The 18503-nt window shown below is 66.1% G+C and carries 17 protein-coding genes; 11 read left to right on the top strand and 6 right to left on the bottom strand.

Features of this window, described 5'->3' with window-relative positions:
- Positions 1–132 precede the first annotated feature (132 nt).
- The 3 genes from ACXJ16_RS05150 to lpdA are packed head-to-tail and all read left to right on the top strand — an operon-like array spanning position 133 to position 3248.
- On the top strand, positions 133–1443 hold the full coding sequence (locus tag ACXJ16_RS05150; RefSeq protein ID WP_185997411.1) for a pyruvate dehydrogenase complex dihydrolipoamide acetyltransferase: 1311 nt from the start codon (positions 133–135) through the stop codon (positions 1441–1443).
- Between the two features lie 43 nt (positions 1444–1486).
- A complete protein-coding gene (locus tag ACXJ16_RS05145; RefSeq protein WP_054438984.1) occupies positions 1487–1825 on the top strand; it encodes an acyl-CoA thioesterase in 339 nt (112 codons plus the stop codon).
- A 4-nt stretch (positions 1826–1829) separates the two neighbouring features.
- Positions 1830–3248 (top strand): dihydrolipoyl dehydrogenase, encoded by a 1419-nt coding sequence (gene lpdA / locus ACXJ16_RS05140; protein ID WP_463921526.1) that lies wholly within the window; start codon positions 1830–1832, stop codon positions 3246–3248.
- 84 nt (positions 3249–3332) lie between these two features.
- On the opposite strand, the gene ACXJ16_RS05135 is transcribed toward lpdA, so the two are convergent.
- The gene (locus ACXJ16_RS05135) at positions 3333–3845 is read right to left on the bottom strand and encodes a GNAT family N-acetyltransferase (protein ID WP_054438939.1); all 513 of its coding nucleotides are present in this window, start codon (positions 3843–3845) and stop codon (positions 3333–3335) included.
- 258 nt (positions 3846–4103) lie between these two features.
- On the opposite strand from ACXJ16_RS05135, the gene acs reads away from it, so the two are divergent.
- On the top strand, positions 4104–6053 hold the full coding sequence (gene acs, locus ACXJ16_RS05130) for an acetate--CoA ligase (protein ID WP_324695118.1): 1950 nt from the start codon (positions 4104–4106) through the stop codon (positions 6051–6053).
- 115 nt (positions 6054–6168) lie between these two features.
- Here the strand turns inward: acs and ACXJ16_RS05125 are convergent, their stop codons facing one another.
- Entirely contained in the window at positions 6169–6867 is a 699-nt protein-coding gene (locus ACXJ16_RS05125; protein ID WP_185998779.1) for a spermine/spermidine synthase domain-containing protein, read from the bottom strand.
- An 85-nt stretch (positions 6868–6952) separates the two neighbouring features.
- Positions 6953–7267, bottom strand: a complete 315-nt coding sequence (locus ACXJ16_RS05120; RefSeq protein WP_054438941.1) for a DUF6481 family protein — start codon at positions 7265–7267, stop codon at positions 6953–6955.
- A gap of 458 nt (positions 7268–7725) precedes the next feature.
- Between ACXJ16_RS05120 and rsgA the strand changes: the two genes are divergently transcribed.
- From rsgA to ACXJ16_RS05085, 7 genes are all read left to right on the top strand, one after another.
- Positions 7726–8760, top strand: coding sequence for a ribosome small subunit-dependent GTPase A (rsgA, locus tag ACXJ16_RS05115; RefSeq protein WP_185997408.1), 1035 nt, complete (start codon positions 7726–7728; stop codon positions 8758–8760).
- Positions 8761–8764: 4 nt separating this feature from the next.
- Positions 8765–8920, top strand: a complete 156-nt coding sequence (locus ACXJ16_RS05110; protein ID WP_165913197.1) for a hypothetical protein — start codon at positions 8765–8767, stop codon at positions 8918–8920.
- 133 nt (positions 8921–9053) lie between these two features.
- A complete protein-coding gene (locus ACXJ16_RS05105) occupies positions 9054–10445 on the top strand; it encodes an SWIM zinc finger family protein (RefSeq protein WP_463921524.1) in 1392 nt (463 codons plus the stop codon).
- A complete protein-coding gene (locus ACXJ16_RS05100; protein ID WP_324695123.1) occupies positions 10438–11862 on the top strand; it encodes a DUF5691 domain-containing protein in 1425 nt (474 codons plus the stop codon). Before ACXJ16_RS05105 ends, ACXJ16_RS05100 begins: the two co-directional genes overlap by 8 nt.
- Complete coding sequence (locus ACXJ16_RS05095) at positions 11859–12938, top strand: ATP-binding protein (RefSeq protein WP_324695124.1); 1080 nt, start codon at positions 11859–11861, stop codon at positions 12936–12938. The genes ACXJ16_RS05100 and ACXJ16_RS05095 overlap by 4 nt, the downstream gene beginning before the upstream one ends.
- Before the next feature lie 4 nt (positions 12939–12942).
- The gene (locus ACXJ16_RS05090; protein ID WP_324695126.1) at positions 12943–15171 is read left to right on the top strand and encodes a DUF5682 family protein; all 2229 of its coding nucleotides are present in this window, start codon (positions 12943–12945) and stop codon (positions 15169–15171) included.
- Complete coding sequence (locus tag ACXJ16_RS05085; protein ID WP_463921522.1) at positions 15168–16331, top strand: VWA domain-containing protein; 1164 nt, start codon at positions 15168–15170, stop codon at positions 16329–16331. The genes ACXJ16_RS05090 and ACXJ16_RS05085 overlap by 4 nt, the downstream gene beginning before the upstream one ends.
- On the opposite strand, the gene ACXJ16_RS05080 is transcribed toward ACXJ16_RS05085, so the two are convergent.
- From ACXJ16_RS05080 to ACXJ16_RS05070, 3 genes are all read right to left on the bottom strand, one after another.
- Entirely contained in the window at positions 16309–16833 is a 525-nt protein-coding gene (locus ACXJ16_RS05080) for a (R)-mandelonitrile lyase (protein ID WP_463921520.1), read from the bottom strand. The genes ACXJ16_RS05085 and ACXJ16_RS05080 overlap by 23 nt on opposite strands.
- 11 nt (positions 16834–16844) lie before the next feature.
- On the bottom strand, positions 16845–17261 hold the full coding sequence (locus tag ACXJ16_RS05075; protein ID WP_463921519.1) for a carboxymuconolactone decarboxylase family protein: 417 nt from the start codon (positions 17259–17261) through the stop codon (positions 16845–16847).
- Positions 17262–17410: 149 nt separating this feature from the next.
- Positions 17411–18496: an alpha/beta hydrolase gene (locus tag ACXJ16_RS05070; RefSeq protein WP_463921518.1), complete on the bottom strand. Its 1086-nt coding sequence runs from the start codon at positions 18494–18496 to the stop codon at positions 17411–17413.
- Positions 18497–18503 lie beyond the last annotated feature (7 nt).

Genomic DNA, 18503 nt, shown 5'->3' with positions numbered 1-18503 from the left:
TCAGGTCACGGTGCAAGCCATCACGAATGCGAAAAAAGGCGTGCGAAGGCGCTTGTGCGCGCGGCTCAACTTGTCCAAGGAAAGGCGGACCCCGCACACCTCCCCAGGAAAACAAGGGACACACAAGCTTCCATGCCCATCGAGATCAAGATGCCCGCCCTGTCCCCCACGATGGAAGAGGGAAAACTGGCAAAATGGCTGGTTAAGGAAGGCGACACCGTCAGCTCCGGCGATATCATGGCCGAAATCGAAACCGATAAGGCCACGATGGAGTTCGAAGCCGTCGACGAAGGCACCATCGGCAAGATCATGATCGCCGAAGGTACCGAAGGCGTGAAGGTTGGAACCGTGATCGCCGTCCTCGCCGGTGAAGGTGAAGACGTCAGTGCCGTTTCCGCCGCACCTGCCGCCGCCAAGACCGAAGCCCCCAAGGCAGCCGATGCCGCTCCGGCTCCGGCTGCCGCCGCGCCTGCCCCGGTCGCCTCTGCGCCTGCTGCCAAGGACGGCCGCGTTGCCGCTTCGCCGCTTGCCAAGCGTATCGCCGCCGACAAGGGCGTAGACCTTGCCACCGTGAAGGGTTCCGGCCCGAACGGCCGCATCGTCAAGGCCGACGTCGAGAGCGCGCAGCCCGGTTCGGCCAAGCCTGCCGCCGCCGCTCCGGCGCCTGCTGCCGCCGCGCCCGCCGCCGCCGAAGCCAAGGCTCCTGCCGTCGACATGGCACCGGAAACCCGTGCGCTGCTCGACGATCGGGTTCCGCACGCGGTCACCAAGCTTTCGGGAATGCGCAAGACGATCGCCAAGCGTCTTACCCAGTCCAAGCAGGAAGCGCCGCACATCTACCTTTCGGTCGATGTCCGCCTCGACAAGCTTATGGCGCTGCGCGCCGAACTGAACGCCATGCTCGAAAAGCAGGGCGTGAAGGTCTCGGTCAACGACATGCTGGTCAAGGCACTTGGCCGCGCGCTGATCGACGTGCCGGAGTGCAACGTGACCTTCGCCGGCAACGAACTGATCACTTACGCCCGAGCCGACATCTCTGTCGCAGTCTCGATCCCCGGCGGGCTCATCACCCCGATCGTCACCGATGCGAGCGGGAAGTCCTTCTCGCAGATCGCCAAGGACATGAAGGATCTTGGCACGCGTGCCCGCGAAGGCAAGCTTGCTCCCGGCGAGTATCAGGGCGGCACCGCCTCGATCTCGAACATGGGCATGATGGGCATCAAGCAGTTCTCGGCCGTCATCAACCCGCCGCAGTCGACCATCCTGGCGATCGGCGCGGGTGACAAGCGCCCGTGGGTCATGCCCGACGGCACGCTCGGCGTGGCGACCGTCATGAGTGCAACCGGCAGCTTCGACCACCGCGCGGTGGACGGTGCGGATGGTGCGCGCCTGATGGCCGCGTTCCGCGAATACGTCGAGACCCCGCTCGGGATGGTCGCCTGACGTGAGCGAGCATCCACGCGACCCGGTGATCCGGGTCACGGCCATGCCGGCTGACGCCAACGCCTATGGAGACATCTTCGGCGGCTGGCTGATGAGCCAGATGGACATGGGTGCCGGCCTCGTCGCCGCCCGTCGCTCGCGCGGACGCGCGGTGACGGTGGCAATGGACGGCATGCAGTTCCACCTGCCGGTCAAGGTTGGCGACGAGGTTTCGGTCTACGGCGAAATTCAGCGCGTGGGCCGTACTTCGCTGACCATCGCCATCGAGGCATGGCGTCGGCACCGGCATGAAGAGGAAGAAGTGAAGGTGACACAGGCGGTGTTCACCTTCGTCGCGGTGAACGAATTCGGCAAACCGCGCGTCATCGATCAGGAGAAATAACTCAGTGGCTGATACTTACGACGTCATCGTCCTCGGTTCCGGCCCCGGCGGCTACGTTTCGGCGATCCGCTGTGCGCAACTCGGACTGAAGACCGCCATCGTCGAGCGCGAACGCCTCGGCGGCATCTGCCTCAACTGGGGTTGCATCCCGACCAAGGCGCTGCTGCGCTCGGCCGAGGTGTTCCACCAGATGAAGCACGCCAAGGATTACGGCCTGGCGGCGGATAACATCACTGCCGACCTCGACGCGGTGGTCAAGCGCTCGCGCGGGGTAGCCGACAAGCTCAATCAGGGCGTTACGCACCTGATGAAGAAGAACAAGATTGCCGTGCACTTCGGCAACGGCAAGCTCGTGGCTCCGGGCAAGCTCTCCGTCACCAATGCCGACGGCAAGGCGACCGAACTGGCCGCCAAGCACATCATCATCGCCACGGGTGCCCGCGCGCGTGACCTTCCCAAGCCCAAGGCTGACGGAGAGCGCGTGTGGACCTATCGCCACGCGATGACGCCGAAGGAAATGCCGAAGAAGCTCCTGGTCATCGGTTCGGGCGCGATCGGTATCGAATTCGCCAGCTTCTACAACGACATGGGTGTCGATACGACCGTCGTCGAGATGATGGACCGTATCGTTCCCGTTGAGGACGCCGACGTCTCCACCTTCCTCGAGAAGGCGCTGACCAAGCAGGGCCTCAAGATCATGACGGGCGCCAAGACCGGCGATATCGCGGTCGGCAAGGACGGCGTGAAGGTTGCGTTGACCGACAAGAAGGGCAAGACTGAAACGGTCGAGTTCAGCCATGTCATCGTGGCGATCGGCATTGTCCCCAATGTCGAGAACATCGGGCTGGAAGATCTCGGTATCGAACCCGACAAGCGCTTCCACATCAAGGTCGATCCCTACGGCCGCACCAACGTCAAGGGCGTGTGGGCCATTGGCGACTGTGTGGAAGGCCCCTGGCTGGCGCACAAGGCCAGCCACGAAGGTGTCACCACTGCCGAAACCATTGCTCAGGAACTGGGCAACAAGGACGTTCACCCGCACCCGCTCGACCGTAACAACATCCCGGGTTGCACCTACTGCCACCCGCAGGTGGCGTCGGTCGGCATGACCGAGGCCAAGGCCAAGGAAGCGGGCTACGAGCTGAAGGTCGGCAACTTCCCGTTCGTCGGTAACGGCAAGGCGATCGCTCTCGGCGAGCCGGAAGGCTTCATCAAGACCGTGTTCGACGCCAAGACCGGCGAATTGCTGGGGGCTCACATGATCGGCGCGGAAGTCACCGAGTTGATCCAGGGCTACGTGGTCGGCAAGACCCTCGAAACCACCGAGGCCGAGCTGATCCAGACCGTGTTCCCGCACCCGACACTGTCGGAAATGATGCACGAGGCGACGCTCTCGGCTTACGGTCGCGCTATCCACTTCTGAGGATCGCGTCTCCGGACGAAAATGAGAAGGGCGGGTCCTTGCGGGCCCGCCCTTTCTCTTTGGTTCGGTAGCGGAGGATGGCGCTCAGCCGAAGTTCTTGGAGAGTATGACCAGAGTGGGATCGCCGATGAAGGGTTCGGGGATGAAGCCCTTGTCACGTTCCACCTCGATGGCCGCGCTGTTTTCGCGGCTCTCGATGGCGATGATGCGCTTGCAGCCGCGGGCATCGGCCTGTTTGCCGAGGAAGTCGAGCATGGCCCAGCCCACGCCCTTGCCCTTGTGATCCGCTCGCACTGAAATCGCTACTTCGGCGGAATCGCTGTTGTCGTCGAAGGCGAGCACGCCCGAGGCGATGATCCCGCCGTCTTCAGAGAATCCCAGCCACGATTCGGTACGGTAATGGTCCGCTTTGACGATGGGTGCGATCTGCTGCGGGCTAACCCTGTCGGCGGCGGCGAAGAAACGGAACCGCCGGTCGTCATCGGTTACCCGTTCGAAGAATTCCGCCAGAGCCTCGGCATCGTTCTGGGTGGCCGGGCGGACGTCGAGCACGATCCCGGAACGGGTCGGCAGCGTGATGGCGTCATTGAGGGACATGGGTCGAACTCCACTGGAATTGTGTCGGTTCCTTAGGCGCTTGTACCATGATCCGGCATTGATCGGGATCATCGAACGCCGTCGCCTGCGGCCAAGGCTAACACGACCTGCCAGTTATGTCCCGCTAGTGGGACAAGTCGTTGCAAGACAGGTAGCGCTTGGCGATTCATCGGTTAATGTAGGGAGGAACCGGCCGCTCGCGAAGCTGGCCTAGAAAGTCGTTTGCCGGGCAGTGCCTGGCGAGAGGAGTAGGAAGTCATGGCCGAGGCCATCTATCCAGTGCCCGCCGAATGGGCCGAGAACGCCCTGATCGATGAGGCGCGCTATCAGCAGATGTACGCCCGTTCCATCGAGGATCCCGAGGGTTTCTGGCGGGAAGAAGCGCAGCGGGTGGACTGGATCAAGCCTTTCGAGGTGGTGAAGCAGACCAGCTTCAACGAGGCGGACTTCGGCATTTCATGGTTCCCGGACGGCACGCTCAATCTCTCGGCGAACTGCCTTGATCGACACCTAGAGGCACGAGAGAACGACATAGCGATCCTCTGGGAGCCGGACGATCCGAAGAATCCCGAGCGCCGCATCACATACGGCGAGCTTCACGAATCCGTTTGCCGTTTCGCCAACCTGCTCAAGGCACGCGGCGTCAAGAAGGGCGAGCGCGTCACCATCTATCTGCCGATGGTGCCGGAGGCAGCCGTCGCCATGCTGGCCTGTGCGCGCATCGGTGCGATCCACTCGATCGTCTTTGCCGGCTTCTCTCCGGATGCGCTGGCGGGGCGCATCCAGGATTGTGACAGCCGCATCGTTCTCACCAGCGACGAAGGGCTGCGCGGGGGCAAGAAGGTTGCGCTCAAGGCCAATGTCGATGAGGCGCTGAAGGCGTGTCCCGGTGTCGACAGCGTCATCGTGCTGGCGCATACCGGCGCCGAAGTGCCGATGGTCGAAGGGCGCGACATCGACTGGGCTTCCGCCGCGGCCGGGCAGTCCGCCGATTGCCCGCCAGAGGAGATGGGCGCCGAAGACCCGCTGTTCATCCTCTATACCTCCGGCTCCACCGGCAAGCCCAAGGGTGTGCTCCATACCACCGGCGGTTACGCCGTCTGGGCTTCGATGACGCATGAATACGTCTTCGATTACCGACCCGGCCAGATCTACTGGTGCGCGGCCGACATCGGCTGGGTCACGGGGCATTCCTATGTCGTCTACGGGCCGCTGATGAACGGCGCGACCACGGTGATGTTCGAAGGCGTTCCCAACTTCCCCGACGCCAGCCGGTTCTGGCAGGTGGTCGACAAGTTCGGGGTCGAGATATTCTACGGTGCTCCCACGGCCCTGCGCGCGCTGATGCGCGAGGGGGACGAATTCGTGAAGAAGACCAGCCGCAAGAGCCTGCGCCTGCTCGGTTCGGTGGGCGAGCCGATCAATCCCGAAGCCTGGTCCTGGTATCACGAGGTCGTGGGCGAGGGCCGCTGCCCGATCGTCGACACCTGGTGGCAGACCGAGACGGGCGGGGCCATGATAACCCCGCTGCCCGGCGCCACCGCGCTCAAGCCGGGTTCGGCCAGCAAGCCGTTCTTCGGCGTGAAGCCCGTGCTGCTGGACAACGACGGCACCGTCCTGGAAGGAGCGGCCGACGGCTGCCTGGTCATCGCGGATAGCTGGCCCGGCCAGATGCGCACGGTCTGGGGCGATCACGAGCGTTTCTTCCAGACCTATTTCAGCACTTTCCCCGGCACCTACTTCACCGGCGACGGCTGCCGCCGGGACGAGGACGGGTACTTCTGGATCACCGGGCGGATCGACGACGTCATCAACGTATCGGGCCACCGGATGGGCACCGCCGAGATCGAATCGGCGCTGGTCGCGCATCCGGCGGTGGCCGAGGCGGCGGTGGTGGGCATGCCGCACGAGATCAAGGGGCAGGGGATCTACGCCTTCGTCACCTGCAATGCCGAAGTCGAGCCGGACGAGGCCCTGCGCCGCGAACTCATCAAGTGGGTCCGCCATGAAATCGGGCCGATCGCCACGCCTGACGTGATCCAGTTCGCGCCGGGCCTGCCCAAGACGCGTTCGGGCAAGATCATGCGCCGCATCCTGCGCAAGATCGGCGAGAACGACTTTTCGAACCTCGGCGATACCTCGACGCTCGCCGATCCTTCGGTGGTCGACAACCTGATCGCCAACCGGCCCCAGCCAGCGGCGGCCTGAAGATCCCAGGACCGCAGCGAAAAGGGGCGGGAGGCGAATATGAAAGATTCGCCTCCCGCCCCTTTTGCAAACGGTCTGTTCGATCAGGCTTTCGCCCGGCCTGCGGCCGGACTGATCACGGCTTCTGCGCAAACAGGATGACGTGCTCCAGCGGTTCGTCGCCGGGTGCCTCCTGGCCGGGCGCTTCGCCGATGCAGGCTTCGACGGAGACGACCGTCACTTCGAAACCCATCGCGGCGAGCAGCGCCGAAAACTCGGCGTCCGGCGTTGCCGACCAGATCGCCAGGATACCTTGTGGCTTCAGCGCCGTCATGGCGGCCCTGAGGCCCATTCGCGAATAGAGCCAGTCGTTCACCCGGCGGGTGAGCCCTTCGGGACCGTTGTCGACATCGAGCAGGATCGCGTCATAGGCGCTATCCGCCGCATTTATCAGTATCGCGACGTCGTCCTGCACGAGCTGGACCCGGGCGTCGTCCAGGCAGCCGGCCGTGAAGGCCCGCATCGGTCCGCGCGCCCATTTTATGATCTCGGGCACGATCTCCGCCACGATGACCTGAGCGTCGGACGCCAGGGTTTCGAGGGCGGCGCGCAAGGTGAAGCCCATGCCATAGCCGCCGATGAGCATCTGCAGGTCGGCACGGGTGCCGAGCCGCTCGCAGGTCATCGTGGCAAGTGCCTCTTCCGACGAAAAGAGATCGGTACTCATGAGCTCGTGCTTGTCGAGCAGAATGACAAAATCGTCACCGTTGCGCACGAGCCGTAAACGGTCGCCGTTCGGAACGTGCGCTATATCGATGAGCTCGTCGCCGGGCAGAAGGTCGGAAACAGGAGCGTTCAACTCCTGATCCCGGCATCGGTCGCGGAATGGACGATTGCGGACTGGGGGTGAGGGTGCAGAATTACTTCCCGCGTGCCTTGCGCGCGGCGTAGCGGGCGTCACGCGCCGCCTTGCGCTCTTCCTCGGTAGGCTCGGGCTTGGGCGCGGCTGCTGCGGCCTGTTCCGCCTTGGCTGCAAGGTCACGCTCGCGCTTTTCCTTGGCCGCCTTGCGCTTTTCCGCAAGGGCCAGCTCGCGCGCTTCAGCCTTCGCCACGCGTTCCGCCTGGACGGCCGGATCGATCGGAGCCTTCGCCTTCAGCGCTGCGAGCGCCTTGGCCCGCGCCTCAGCCGCGGCGTTCTGCCGGGCTGCCACGCCCGGCTCCTTGTATGCTGCCATTGTATTCTACCTAATTGCGTCGTCGCCACCGGCTGCGGATGTGATGGGATCATCATCCTTGGAGGTGTTGAAGAACGGGATGGTTCCGGACGATCATGGACATCGTCCCTGATCTTTTGTTGACGGGCCTGGTCCAACGCGGCGCAGGCCCTGCTTGCAGCGTCTTGAGGACAGGTGAGGTGCACGTCGCACCCAGCCATTATCCTTCAAAGGGCGACATCAGTGGAATCGCCCATTATCAAGACATGCGCTTTCTGTCACGGACTGTTGCTTCGTGCAGGAATGGCCCTCCCGCCGTACCGGCCGGACAGGCGCCGCAAAGGTAATGGTGTTCCCACGGCGCAACAATCTGTATGCGACCTGCAAAGCCGCTCCCGCGGTTCCACGATGCCGCGCCGGCATTGCCCGGGCCAGGACGAAAACCTGGACCCGGATCAAAGAAAGTCCCTGCCGAGTTCATGGAAGCCTCTGACGCCATTCTCGAAGACCTCGGCTGGAATGCCTTCTTCAGCAGCCAGCTTGTCCCCGGTGAAGAACAGGGCGAAGCGTGCGTCGTGCGGGTGATGGCGGTGCACCGGGGCATGATCGAGATCGCGGGGGTCGGCCAGGAAGGAATGATCTCTTCCACTCTTCCGCATTCGAAGGGGCCGGAGGATCGCCCCACCGTTGGCGACTGGCTGATGGTAAACCGCGAAACGCGAGAGCCGCTGCGCCTGCTTGAACGGATGAACCTGTTCAAGCGCAAGGCTCCGCTGGACCAGCGGCGGATTCAGCTCATTGCAGCCAATGTCGATACGCTGTTCATCGTCACGTCGTGCAACCAGGATTTCAATATCGCGCGCCTCGAACGCTATCTCGTGCTTGCGCGGGACGTGGGCGTGAAGCCGGTGATCGTGCTGACGAAGATCGATCTTGCGGAAGATCCGGAACGCTTCCTCGAAGCCGCGCGCGCCTTGCAGCCGGGGCTGGAGGTCGAGATGGTCAACGGCCGCGATCCGCAGAGCGTGTCGAACCTCGCGCCGTACTGCGGCAAGGGCAAGACCGTTGCCTTGCTCGGATCGTCGGGCGTGGGCAAGTCCACCATGGTCAATACCCTGCGCGGGTCGAAGAGCATCGCCACCCAGTCCATCCGCGAGATCGACGGCAAGGGCCGGCACACCACCACCGTGCGGCAGTTGCACCGGCTGGACGGCCCGATCAAGGGCGGCTGCCTGGTGGACACTCCCGGCATGCGGGAGTTCCAGTTGCCTGATGCCGCTTTCGGCATTGCCGAAGTGTTCGACGATATCGTCGCCCTCACGCTGGAATGCCGCTTTACCAATTGCAGCCACGGTTCGGAGCCGGGATGTGCGGTGCAGGCCGCGCTGCGGCAGGGATCGCTGACGCCCGAACGGCTTGAACGCTGGCGCAAGCTCATCATCGAGGACACCGAAGGCACCGCCAGGACGGCGGGACGCCGGTCGGGTCCGAAAAATCCCCGAAAGAGGAAATGAAACAATGGCAGATCTCTACCTCAAGGCCCTCGAATCCGAGCGCCGGAGCCTGTGGGCCGAATGCCGCCTGAAGGGCCTTGCCAAGGGCACGCCCGAGCGGCTCCGGATCGACGAACTCGACAAGCTCCTCGCTGAGCACAAGGCCAGGAAGGCGGACTGAAACAGCCGTGCCCCCGGCTTGGCCTGATGGGGTCGGGCCGGGGCCGGGCATTGCCTTTTACCGTTCCCTATCAATGTCGTTGAGGTTTCATCGCCGCGGCCTATCATCCTGATGGGGTAGATTCGGGGGTAGCGTGGCGATCGAGTTGCAGGCGGTGGAAAAGCTCGCCGCCGACCAGGCATCGCTCAAGGCGGCCGCCGGGCTGGCCCGGCCGGGAAAATGGTCGGGCGTGGGCGCCAGTCACGATGCAGCCCTGATCTGGGGCGAGTGCGCGGGCTCGGGCGCCAATCCCTACCGCGTCATGGCCGATCTGCGCGATCTCGGGAACAAATGTACCTGTCCCTCGCGCAAGTTTCCCTGCAAGCATGTGCTCGCGCTGCTCTGGCTCCGGGCAGAGGCAGTGGTTCCTTTCCCCGGCGGCGAAACGCCGGATTGGGTGAGCGACTGGCTGGGACGTCGCCGGCCTTCCGGCACTTCCGCCCGCCCGCCTGCCGAAAGCGCGCCCGCTGCGGAAAAGGATCTTGCGGCGGCGCGCCGCGCGGAACCTGCGGCGGCTGAAGACCCCAAGGCAGCGGCCCGGCGCGAGGCCGCTTCGGCGAAACGCGCCGAGGATACGCACCAGGCGATCCTCGATGCACTCGGCGCGCTGGAGCAATGGGTGAGCGACCAGCTTCGCCTCGGCCTCGGCGGTTTCATCGAGGATGCGACCTCGCGGTGCCGCCGCATCGGCGCCCGCCTTGTAGACGGCAAGGCAGCGGCACTTGCCGGTCATGTCGATGAACTTCCGGCCCGTGTCCTTGCCTTGCCGGCGGGAGACCGCATTCGCGGAGCCACGGTGGAGCTGGCGCGGCTCGTCATGCTGTCCCGCGCCTACCGCGCCTCGCCCACCGATCCCGAGATCCGCCGCGCCGTTGCCGCCGCCGAAGCCCGCGAGGCGCTGCTGGCGGACGGCGCGGCCCTTCGCGTCTCTTCCACCTGGGAAGTGCTGGGCGAGCGTGTGCGCACGCGGCGCGACGGGCTGGTGTCCCAAACCGGCTGGCTGTTGAACCTTGGCGAGAGCGGACCGCGCTTTGCGATGCTGCTCGATTTCTTCCCCGCCGGCACCGGGCGCCGCGGATCGGTTTTCACGCCGGGCGAACAGTTCGAGGGCGAACTGGCGTTCTATCCGGCGCGTCATCCCTTGCGCGCCGTGCTGGTGCAGCGGGGCACTGCGCCCACCGATGACCCGCCCCTCCGATGGCCGGTGACCTCGGCGGCGCTGGAAGACGTGTTGACGGCGCCCTTCCTGGAGGAACCCTGGGCGATCGAGCGGCCGATCTTGCTTGGCCGGGGGCGCATCGGTTTCGACAGTGCCGACCTGCCATGGTGGCAGCCGAGCGACGGGGGCGCGGCGCTTCCGCTGGCCGGCGAGGTCAGCGGGGTCATCGCCGGAACCGAGCTGACGCAGGCCGCCGTGCTCTGGTCGGGCGGGCGGATCGAACTGCTCGCCGCGCACACGCCGTGGGGGCGCATCGGCCATGGTTGACGGGATTCCCGGCGCACTGGGGTCGGTGCTGACGCGCTGGACGATGGGCGGCAGCGCGGTTGACGCTGCTCCTGCCGCGTGGCGCGGACCGATGGGAGATGAAGCGCAGGAGGCGGAACTGCGGCTGCTGGCGCTGTCCGGCCAGTTTCTCGGCGTGCTCACGCTTGCCGAACCGACAGGTGAAGTCCGCATGCTGGCCGATCTGCCCCGGCTGACGGACCCGCCGCTTGCGGAGAACCTGCGTCCACGCGCACGCCGCCTGCTGCAGCAGGTTCGCGAGCCGGGCTATCTCCGGGCCTTTCTTGCATTCCTGAACTCTCGCGGCTGGACGCTCCATCCCGGAGACTGGCTGCCCGGCGCGAATGACGATGTGCCGGACATCTACGCACCGTGGCAGGACTGGGCCGCCTCGGCGGAGCGGGCTACATCGTCCCATCGGGCGGAAGCGGACGGCGAGGGCCTGACGGCCGAGAACTGGAGCCTGTGGCAGCCCGCCGTGCGGCGGGCGGCATTCGCCGTGCTGCGAGGGAAAGAGCCGGAGCGCGCGGTGGCCCTGCTGTCCGCGAAGATCGGCGGCGAAACCGCAGACCTGCGTGTGAGGCTGCTGGAACTGCTCGACTGCGGCCTGTCGGAGGCCGATATCCCGTTTCTCGAAGGGCTGGGCGGGGATCGAGCGCCCCGCGTCAAGGCTCTTGCCGCTTCGCTGCTGGCGCGGCTCGGCCATGGGGTCCGGGGCGGCGAGGATGCGGCGGAGCTTGCCGGTTTCTTTTCCGTGCAGGCCAGGGGCCTGCTCCGGCGTGGGCGCGTTGTCGTGCCGCAAGCGCTCAAGACGCCCGCCCAGCGCAATCGCCGAAACACCTTGATGGAGGCGCTCTCCTTCGCCGCTTTCGCTCAGGCTCTGGACCTTGAACCGGAACGGTTGATCGCTGCCTGGCCGTGGAACGGCGATGCCATGGCCGACCGTGCCCTGGCGGAGATGGCTGCGCGCTCTGCTTCCGATAGCATCGTCGCGCTGCTTGCCGAGGCGCTTACGGGCAGCGATGCCCTTGATCCGTTCCGGTTCGGCCCGCTGGTCCCGCGTCTCGCGCCCGGGCAGCGCCGCGCCGCCGCGATGCAGGCGCTGCGCGGTGCGGGCGCCAGCTTCGCGCAGGCGCTCGGCATCATGGGCGGCGATGGCAGCATGGAGAATGTCATCGCCACGCCTGCCGGCGCCGCCTTGCGGAAAAAGCTCGGCGAGGATGGCGCGCGGCCCGGCGATCACGCGGCCGAACTGCTCGCGCTGGGCCTTGTGGCCTCGCGCGCGGCAGCCGCGCAGGCACTGGAACATCTGGCGGCGGCGGGGATGCTCGCATCCGATCCGCGTCTCGACATGCTGAGATTGAACGCCGCACTGGACGATAGAGGAGCGATACCATGAGCGAGATTCTGCGTCTCCCGGCGGAGACCATCCATGCCGGCGAACTCGCCGCACTGGCGGCGGGCGACAGCGATCGTCGCCCTCCCGGCTGGGCACTATCCCCGCAGCGCGTGGTCACTTACCTCATGGGGGGAACCACGGCGGACGGAACCGTCATCACCCCCAAGTACGTCGGCAACCGGCGGCTGATCGAGACGGCCGTGGCCACGCTCGCCACCGACCGTGCGCTGCTGCTGCTGGGTGTGCCGGGTACGGCCAAGAGCTGGGTCTCGGAACATCTCGCCGCCGCGATCACCGGCGATTCCACGATGGTGATCCAGTGCACTGCCGGGACGGACGAGAACCAGGTGCGCTATGGCTGGAACTACGCCCAGTTGCTCGCGCACGGGCCGAGCCGCGAAGCCCTGGTACCCACGCCGATGATGCGGGCCATGGAAGCGGGCAAGCTCTGCCGTCTGGAGGAACTGACCCGCATGGGCAGCGACGTGCAGGACACGCTCATCACCGTGCTCTCGGAAAAGATGATGCCGATCCCCGAACTCAACAGCGCCGTCTATGCGCAGCGGGGGTTCAATATCATTGCCACGGCCAACAACCGGGACAAGGGCGTGAACGAGCTGTCTTCCGCGCTGAAGCGGCGATTCAACGTCGTGGTCCTGCCGCTGCCGGACAGTGCGGACGAGGAAGTGGCGATCATCGTCAAGCGCGTGGGCGAAATGGCGCAGAGCCTCGATCTGCCCGCCCCCCGGAACGTTGCCGAGGAAGTGGCGCGGGTCGTTTCGATCTTCCGCGAACTGCGCTCCGGATCGACGGAGGACGGCAAGGTCGCGCTCAAATCGCCGTCGGGCGGGCTCTCCACGGCAGAGGCCATCGGCGTGATGGTCGGCGGGATCAGTCAGGCGACCTTCTTCAACGACGGCAGGCTGACGCCGGAAACGCTGGCGGCCAACATGATCGGCGCCGTGGTGAAGGACCCGGTGCAGGACAGGGCGGTGCTGGGCGAATACCTGGAAACGGTGCTCAAGAAGCGGCGCGGCTTCGAGAGCTATTACGCCTCACTCACCGAGATGATCTGAGCCCATGGCGGCAGAGGTATCGCTGTTCGGCATCCGCCACCATGGCCCCGGCTCCGCGCGCCGGCTGGTGGAGGCGCTCGACCTGCTCCAGCCGGCTACCGTGCTGATCGAGGGACCGTCCGATGCCTCCCACCTGCTGCCGATGCTGGCCGACCCGGCAATGGAAACGCCGGTCGCGCTGCTGACGTATGCCGAGGACAATCCCTCGGAGGCCAGCTTCTTCCCCTTCGCGGATTATTCGCCGGAGTATCAGGCGGCGCGCTGGGCAATGGCGCGGGGCGCGGGGCTGCGTTTCATCGACCTGCCCGCGTCTGACCGTCTCGGCGAACACGCTGGCAGCGCCGGGCAGGAAGCGGCCGCCTGTGCGGGTGACGATCCGATCAGCCACGATCCCATCGGCGTGCTGGCCGCCGCGGCGGGTTACTATGACGGCGAAAGCTGGTGGTCGGACGTGATCGAGGAAACGCCTTCATCGGGGCCAGTGTTCGATGCGGTGGCCGACGCGATGACCGCGCTGCGCAGCGAAGCGGGCGCTATCCCCGCGCGTGAAGCGGCACGGGAGGCGCACATGCGGATCGAGATCGCGCGGGCCGCAAAGGAGAGCGAGGGACCGGTTGCGGTCATATGCGGGGCCTGGCACGTGCCCGCACTCGCCGCGCGGCACAGCCTCACCGCTGACCGTGCCTTGCTGAAGGGGCGTGCGAAAGTCAGGATGCGGGCAACCTGGGCACCGTGGACGGAACCGCGTCTCGCCCGGGCGAGCGGTTATGGCGCCGGTGTGGTGGCGCCGGGCTGGTGCGCGCATCTCTGGAACACCCGCGATGCCTCCGACCGGGATGCGATCTGGCTGGCCCGCATCGCCCGCATCATGCGCGAACGCGGCCATTTCGTCTCCACCGCCTCGGTGATCGAGGCGCAGCGGCTGGGCCATGCGCTTGCGGCAATGCGGGCGCGGCCGCATCCCGGCTTCGAGGAATTGCGCGATGCAGCCGTCGCCTGCCTGTGCAACGGCGAGCGGGCGGTGTGGGACGATATCGCGGCGGAACTGCTGGTGGGGTCAGGTGTGGGCACGATCCCGGCCGACACCCCGCTGGCTCCCCTGCTGGAAGATCTGCAGCGCCAGCAGAAGGCGGCGCGGCTCAAGCCCGAAGCGCTGGAGCGCGCGCTGACGCTGGACCTGCGCAGCGAGAGCGGGCTTGCCCGCTCGACCCTGCTTCACCGGCTGGCGGCGCTGGACGTGCCGTGGGGCAGGGCGGCCGATGCCGGGCGGAGCAGGGGCACCTTCCGGGAGAACTGGCTGCTGTGCTGGGAACCGGAATTTGCCGTGCGGCTGGTGGAGAACCTCGTCCACGGCTCGACGATCGCGGAGGCGGCGACCGGGCGTCTGACCGATGCGATGCGCGCCGAACCCGATCTCGCCGCGCTAGCCGGGCTGGTTCGCAGCGCGATGATCGCCGGTCTGCCCGCTGCAGCGGAGTTCGGCACCGGGCTGCTCGAAACGAAGGCGGCGCTCACCAGCGACTGTCTTGCCTTGCTGGCCGCGCTGCCCGCCATGGCCGACATTTTGCGCTACGGCGAAGCGCGCAGCGGCATGGCTGGGCATCTTGCCGATCTCATGCCGCGCATGGTCGTCCAGGCGGCCCTGGCGCTGCCCTACGCGGCGCGCGATCTCGATGCCGAGCCGGCGGCCGCCCTGCGCGATGCCATCCTCGCGGCCGAAGCGGCCATCCAGCTTGCCCAGCTCGGCGGCGCGATCGCCGGAACCTGGCACGATGCGCTTCGCAGGTTGATCGGCGATGACCGGGCGACGCGCCTCATTGCCGGTGCCGCCGCGCGCCTGCTCTACGAGGCCGATCTGCTCACCGCGGAAGAAGCGGCCACGCTGCTAGGCCGGATGCTGTCGCCGGGGACACCGGTTCCGCAGGCGGCGGGTTTCTTCGAAGGTTTCCTTGCGGGCATGGGTGAGCGACTGGTCCATGATGCGCCCCTGCGCGATGCCGTAGACGGTTGGCTTACCGGGCTTGACGAAGAGACGTTCATCACCAACCTGCCACTGTTTCGCCGCGTCTTTTCCAGCCTTGACCGCAGCGCGCGGCGGCGGCTCATGGATGCGGCGCTGGGCCGCGGCGCATCGAATGCGCGCGGCTATCGGCTGCTGCCCGGCGCCGACGCGATCTGGCCCGCGCATGAAGCCCGCGTCCTGGGCCTCATGAACGCAGGAGCACCGCGATGAGCGACATGGAGCGCGACCGCCGATGGACGCTGGCGCTGGGAACCGAAGCCGAGGAGGGTACTGCGGCGCTGTCCGACGGCGACCGGCGGATGTCCCGGGCGCTGTCCGCGCTCTATGGCGATGGCACTGAGATGAAGGGACGCGGCGGGCTTGGCGGATCGGCTCCGCGCGTCGCCAAATGGCTGGGCGACATCCGCGAGTTCTTTCCCGGCTCCGTCGTGCAGGTGATCCAGAAGGACGCGTTCGAGCGCAAGGGCCTGCGCCAGATGCTGCTCGAACCCGAATTTCTCGCCACGGTCGAGGCGGACGTGAACCTCGTCGCCGATCTGGTGGCGCTGCGCGGCGTGATGCCGGAAAAGACCAGGGAAACCGCCCGTGTCGTCATCGGCAAGGTCGTGGCGGAACTGATGGAACGGCTGGAGCGGCGCACTGCAGAGGCCATTCGCGGCGCGCTGGACCGGTCTCGCCGCACCAGCCGCCCGCGCTTCTCGGATATCGACTGGCCGCGCACCATTCGCGCAAACCTCAGCCATTATCAGCCGGAGCATCGGACCGTCGTTCCGGAACGGCTGATCGGCTTCATGCGCCAGCAGCGACGGATCGTGGATCTGGATGAGGTCGTGCTCTGCGTCGACCAGTCCGGCTCGATGGCAAGTTCGGTGGTCTATGCCTCGATCTTCGCGGCGGTGATGGCCTCGTTGCCGGTGGTGACCACCCGGCTGGTCTGCTTCGACACGGCAATCGTCGACCTGACCGGGGAACTGGCCGATCCGGTGGAAGTGCTGTTCGGAATCCAGCTCGGCGGCGGCACCGACATCAACCGCGCCGTGGCCTATTGCGAGGACCGGATCGAACGTCCCTCCAAGTCTCACCTGATCCTGATTACCGACCTTTACGAAGGCGGGAACGCGGACGCGCTAGTCGACCGTCTGGCCACACTGGTGCTGTCGGGCGTCAATGTCATCGTCCTGCTCGCGCTGACCGACAGTGGCCGCCCGTCCTACGATCCCGCCCTGTCCGCACGGGTGGCGGCGCTCGGCATCCCGGTCTTCGCATGTACGCCCGACCAGTTTCCGGGCCTCATGGCGGCCGCGCTGCGCCGGGAGGACATAAACGGCTGGGCCGCCGATCAGGATATCAAGACGGTCCGCGCGGAATGACGGCCACGGCTTCGCGGTATTGCACTTCGCTGACCGGCTCCATCCACGTGACGGAGCTGCCATCCTGAACTTCGGCAATGGCGACATGGGCCATGCCGTCATCCGGCGCCGCGCCGTGCCAGTGCTTGGTCTGGGGCGGTATCCAGACGACGTCCCCGGGCACGAACGCCTGCGCGGGGCTCCCCCACTCCTGCACGAAGCCGTGGCCGCGCGTGACGACCAGCGTTTGCCCCAGCGGATGCGTATGCCACGCCGTGTGCGCGCCCGGTTCGAAGGTTACGGTTGCACCGCCCACCCGCGCCGGCGCTTCACGCTGAAAGCGACCTTCCACGCGGACTGTCCCCGTGAAGTTCTGTGCCGGCCCTTTTGCCGCAGGACCAGTTCCCGCCCGGATGACAGAAACGCCCCGCCGTTCGGCCTTTTCCGGTTCTTGCGCCAGAGCGGTGACGGACAGGCAGGCCATTCCCAGTACCGCGATCGTGCGGCCCGCCCGATTGCTCATCCCAAGATACCTCATTTTGACTGGAAGACCTCGCGAGCGATGCCGACGGCGGCGATCGCGTTGGGCCAGCCCGCGTAGAACGCAAGCTGCGTAATCGTTTCCACCAGTTCGGCTTCGGTCACGCCGTTCTGCCGGGCAAGCCGCATGTGGGAGCGAAGCTGCTCAGGCCGGTTGAGCGCGATCAGCGCGGCGACGGTGATGAGGCTGCGATCGCGTTTGGCGAGGCCGGGACGTTCCCACACGTCGCCCAGCAGCACTTCGTCGGTGAGTTCGGCAAGCTTGGGGGCGACATCGCCCATCAATTGCTGCGCCCGCGATGGCGGCTTGTCGTCCGGTGTGGGAGCGGTCTGGGCCCCGGCCATCGTCGAAGCGCTTCCTGCAAGCAGCACCATCGCGGCGAAAAACAGATTTCGGGTCTTCTTGCTCACTCGACGGCTCCTTTTTCAGTGTCGGGGATCGCGGCGTCGGCGCTCGGCTAAGCCGCTCAGCGCTGCGGGAAAAGAGCGGGGCAAGTTGTGCCAATGCAGCTTCGTGGAGGTGAGGACGAGCGGTAGGCTGCGATGGAGGATGGAACCGGTCATTGCGGGTGCTCCGACTGATCGAGCCCCTTTTCCGCAAGGAACTTCGATACCTCGTCCGCGATCTGGAGGTTGTTCAGGTCGGACATCATGAAGTGCGTGTTTCCGCGAATGCCGAGGTCGGGCAGATGGATCAGGCGGGCGTCGCCGCCATGCCGGTTGACGCAGTCCACCCACAGTCTCGCCATGGCCAATCGAACCCGCCAGTTATCCTTTCCGCGCTCCGCGGTCGGATCGGCGGGGATATTGTCGCCGTAGAAGATCGCGATGGGAATGCGGGTGAGCAGGGCGAAGTCCGCAGGCGCTATTTCCACCGGTTTCAATGTCCCGGCGGCACTGGGCATTTCCGGCGGCGCCTCCCCCTTCGGAAAGACGAACCCGCTGCCCGGCTCGAATGCCACCACGGCCTTTACATTCGGGCTTGCCATGGCGGTCAGCCACCCGGGCTCGCCGCCCTGCGAATGCGTGAAGAGGATTGCAGGCCCGGTCTTTTCGAGCAGCGCGGTCATGGCGCTCGAAATGACCCTGGCATCGTAAGGGCCGGTGTTCGGCGTGACCGAGCGGAAGAACTGCTCCAGCGTCTCCGGACGCGGATCGAACTGCACGCCGCCGAAGAATTCCGGCCAGGCCCCCAGGCGGAACTGATCGAAAAAGAGCTGGTCGTTGGGCGCGGGCTCTATCGCCGCCGCCACGCTGCTGTTGCCGGCTCGCCCCCTGCGCGGCTGGTCCACGACATATGTCGTGAAGTGGCGGCGCAGGAAAATCGTCTGGAAACCTTCGCGGCCATCCGGCGTGGTTTCCCAGCTCCGCCCCGACTGATAGGCACCGTGAAGCATCACGACAGGCAGCCGCCTCGGCTTTTCAGGCACCTGATAGAACGCATAGAGATGGTCTGCGTGGAGACTTTGGCCCGCTGCCGTCGGAGCGTTGTTGGCGAAGGTGCCGGGTTCGGTGTGTATCGTTCCACCGACCGCGAAACTGCCTTGTTCGCTGATGACGAGGGGGGAGGGCGCGGCCTGCGCGGACACGGCGAACAACGCCAACAGGAGCGGCATCGCTGCAGATGTGATCGCGCGTCGCGACATGGCGTTT

The organism is Novosphingobium sp. TK71, assembly GCF_055361505.1.
Note: the sequence above shows the minus strand (reverse complement) of the source record. Positions and strands in the feature narration are given on the sequence as shown.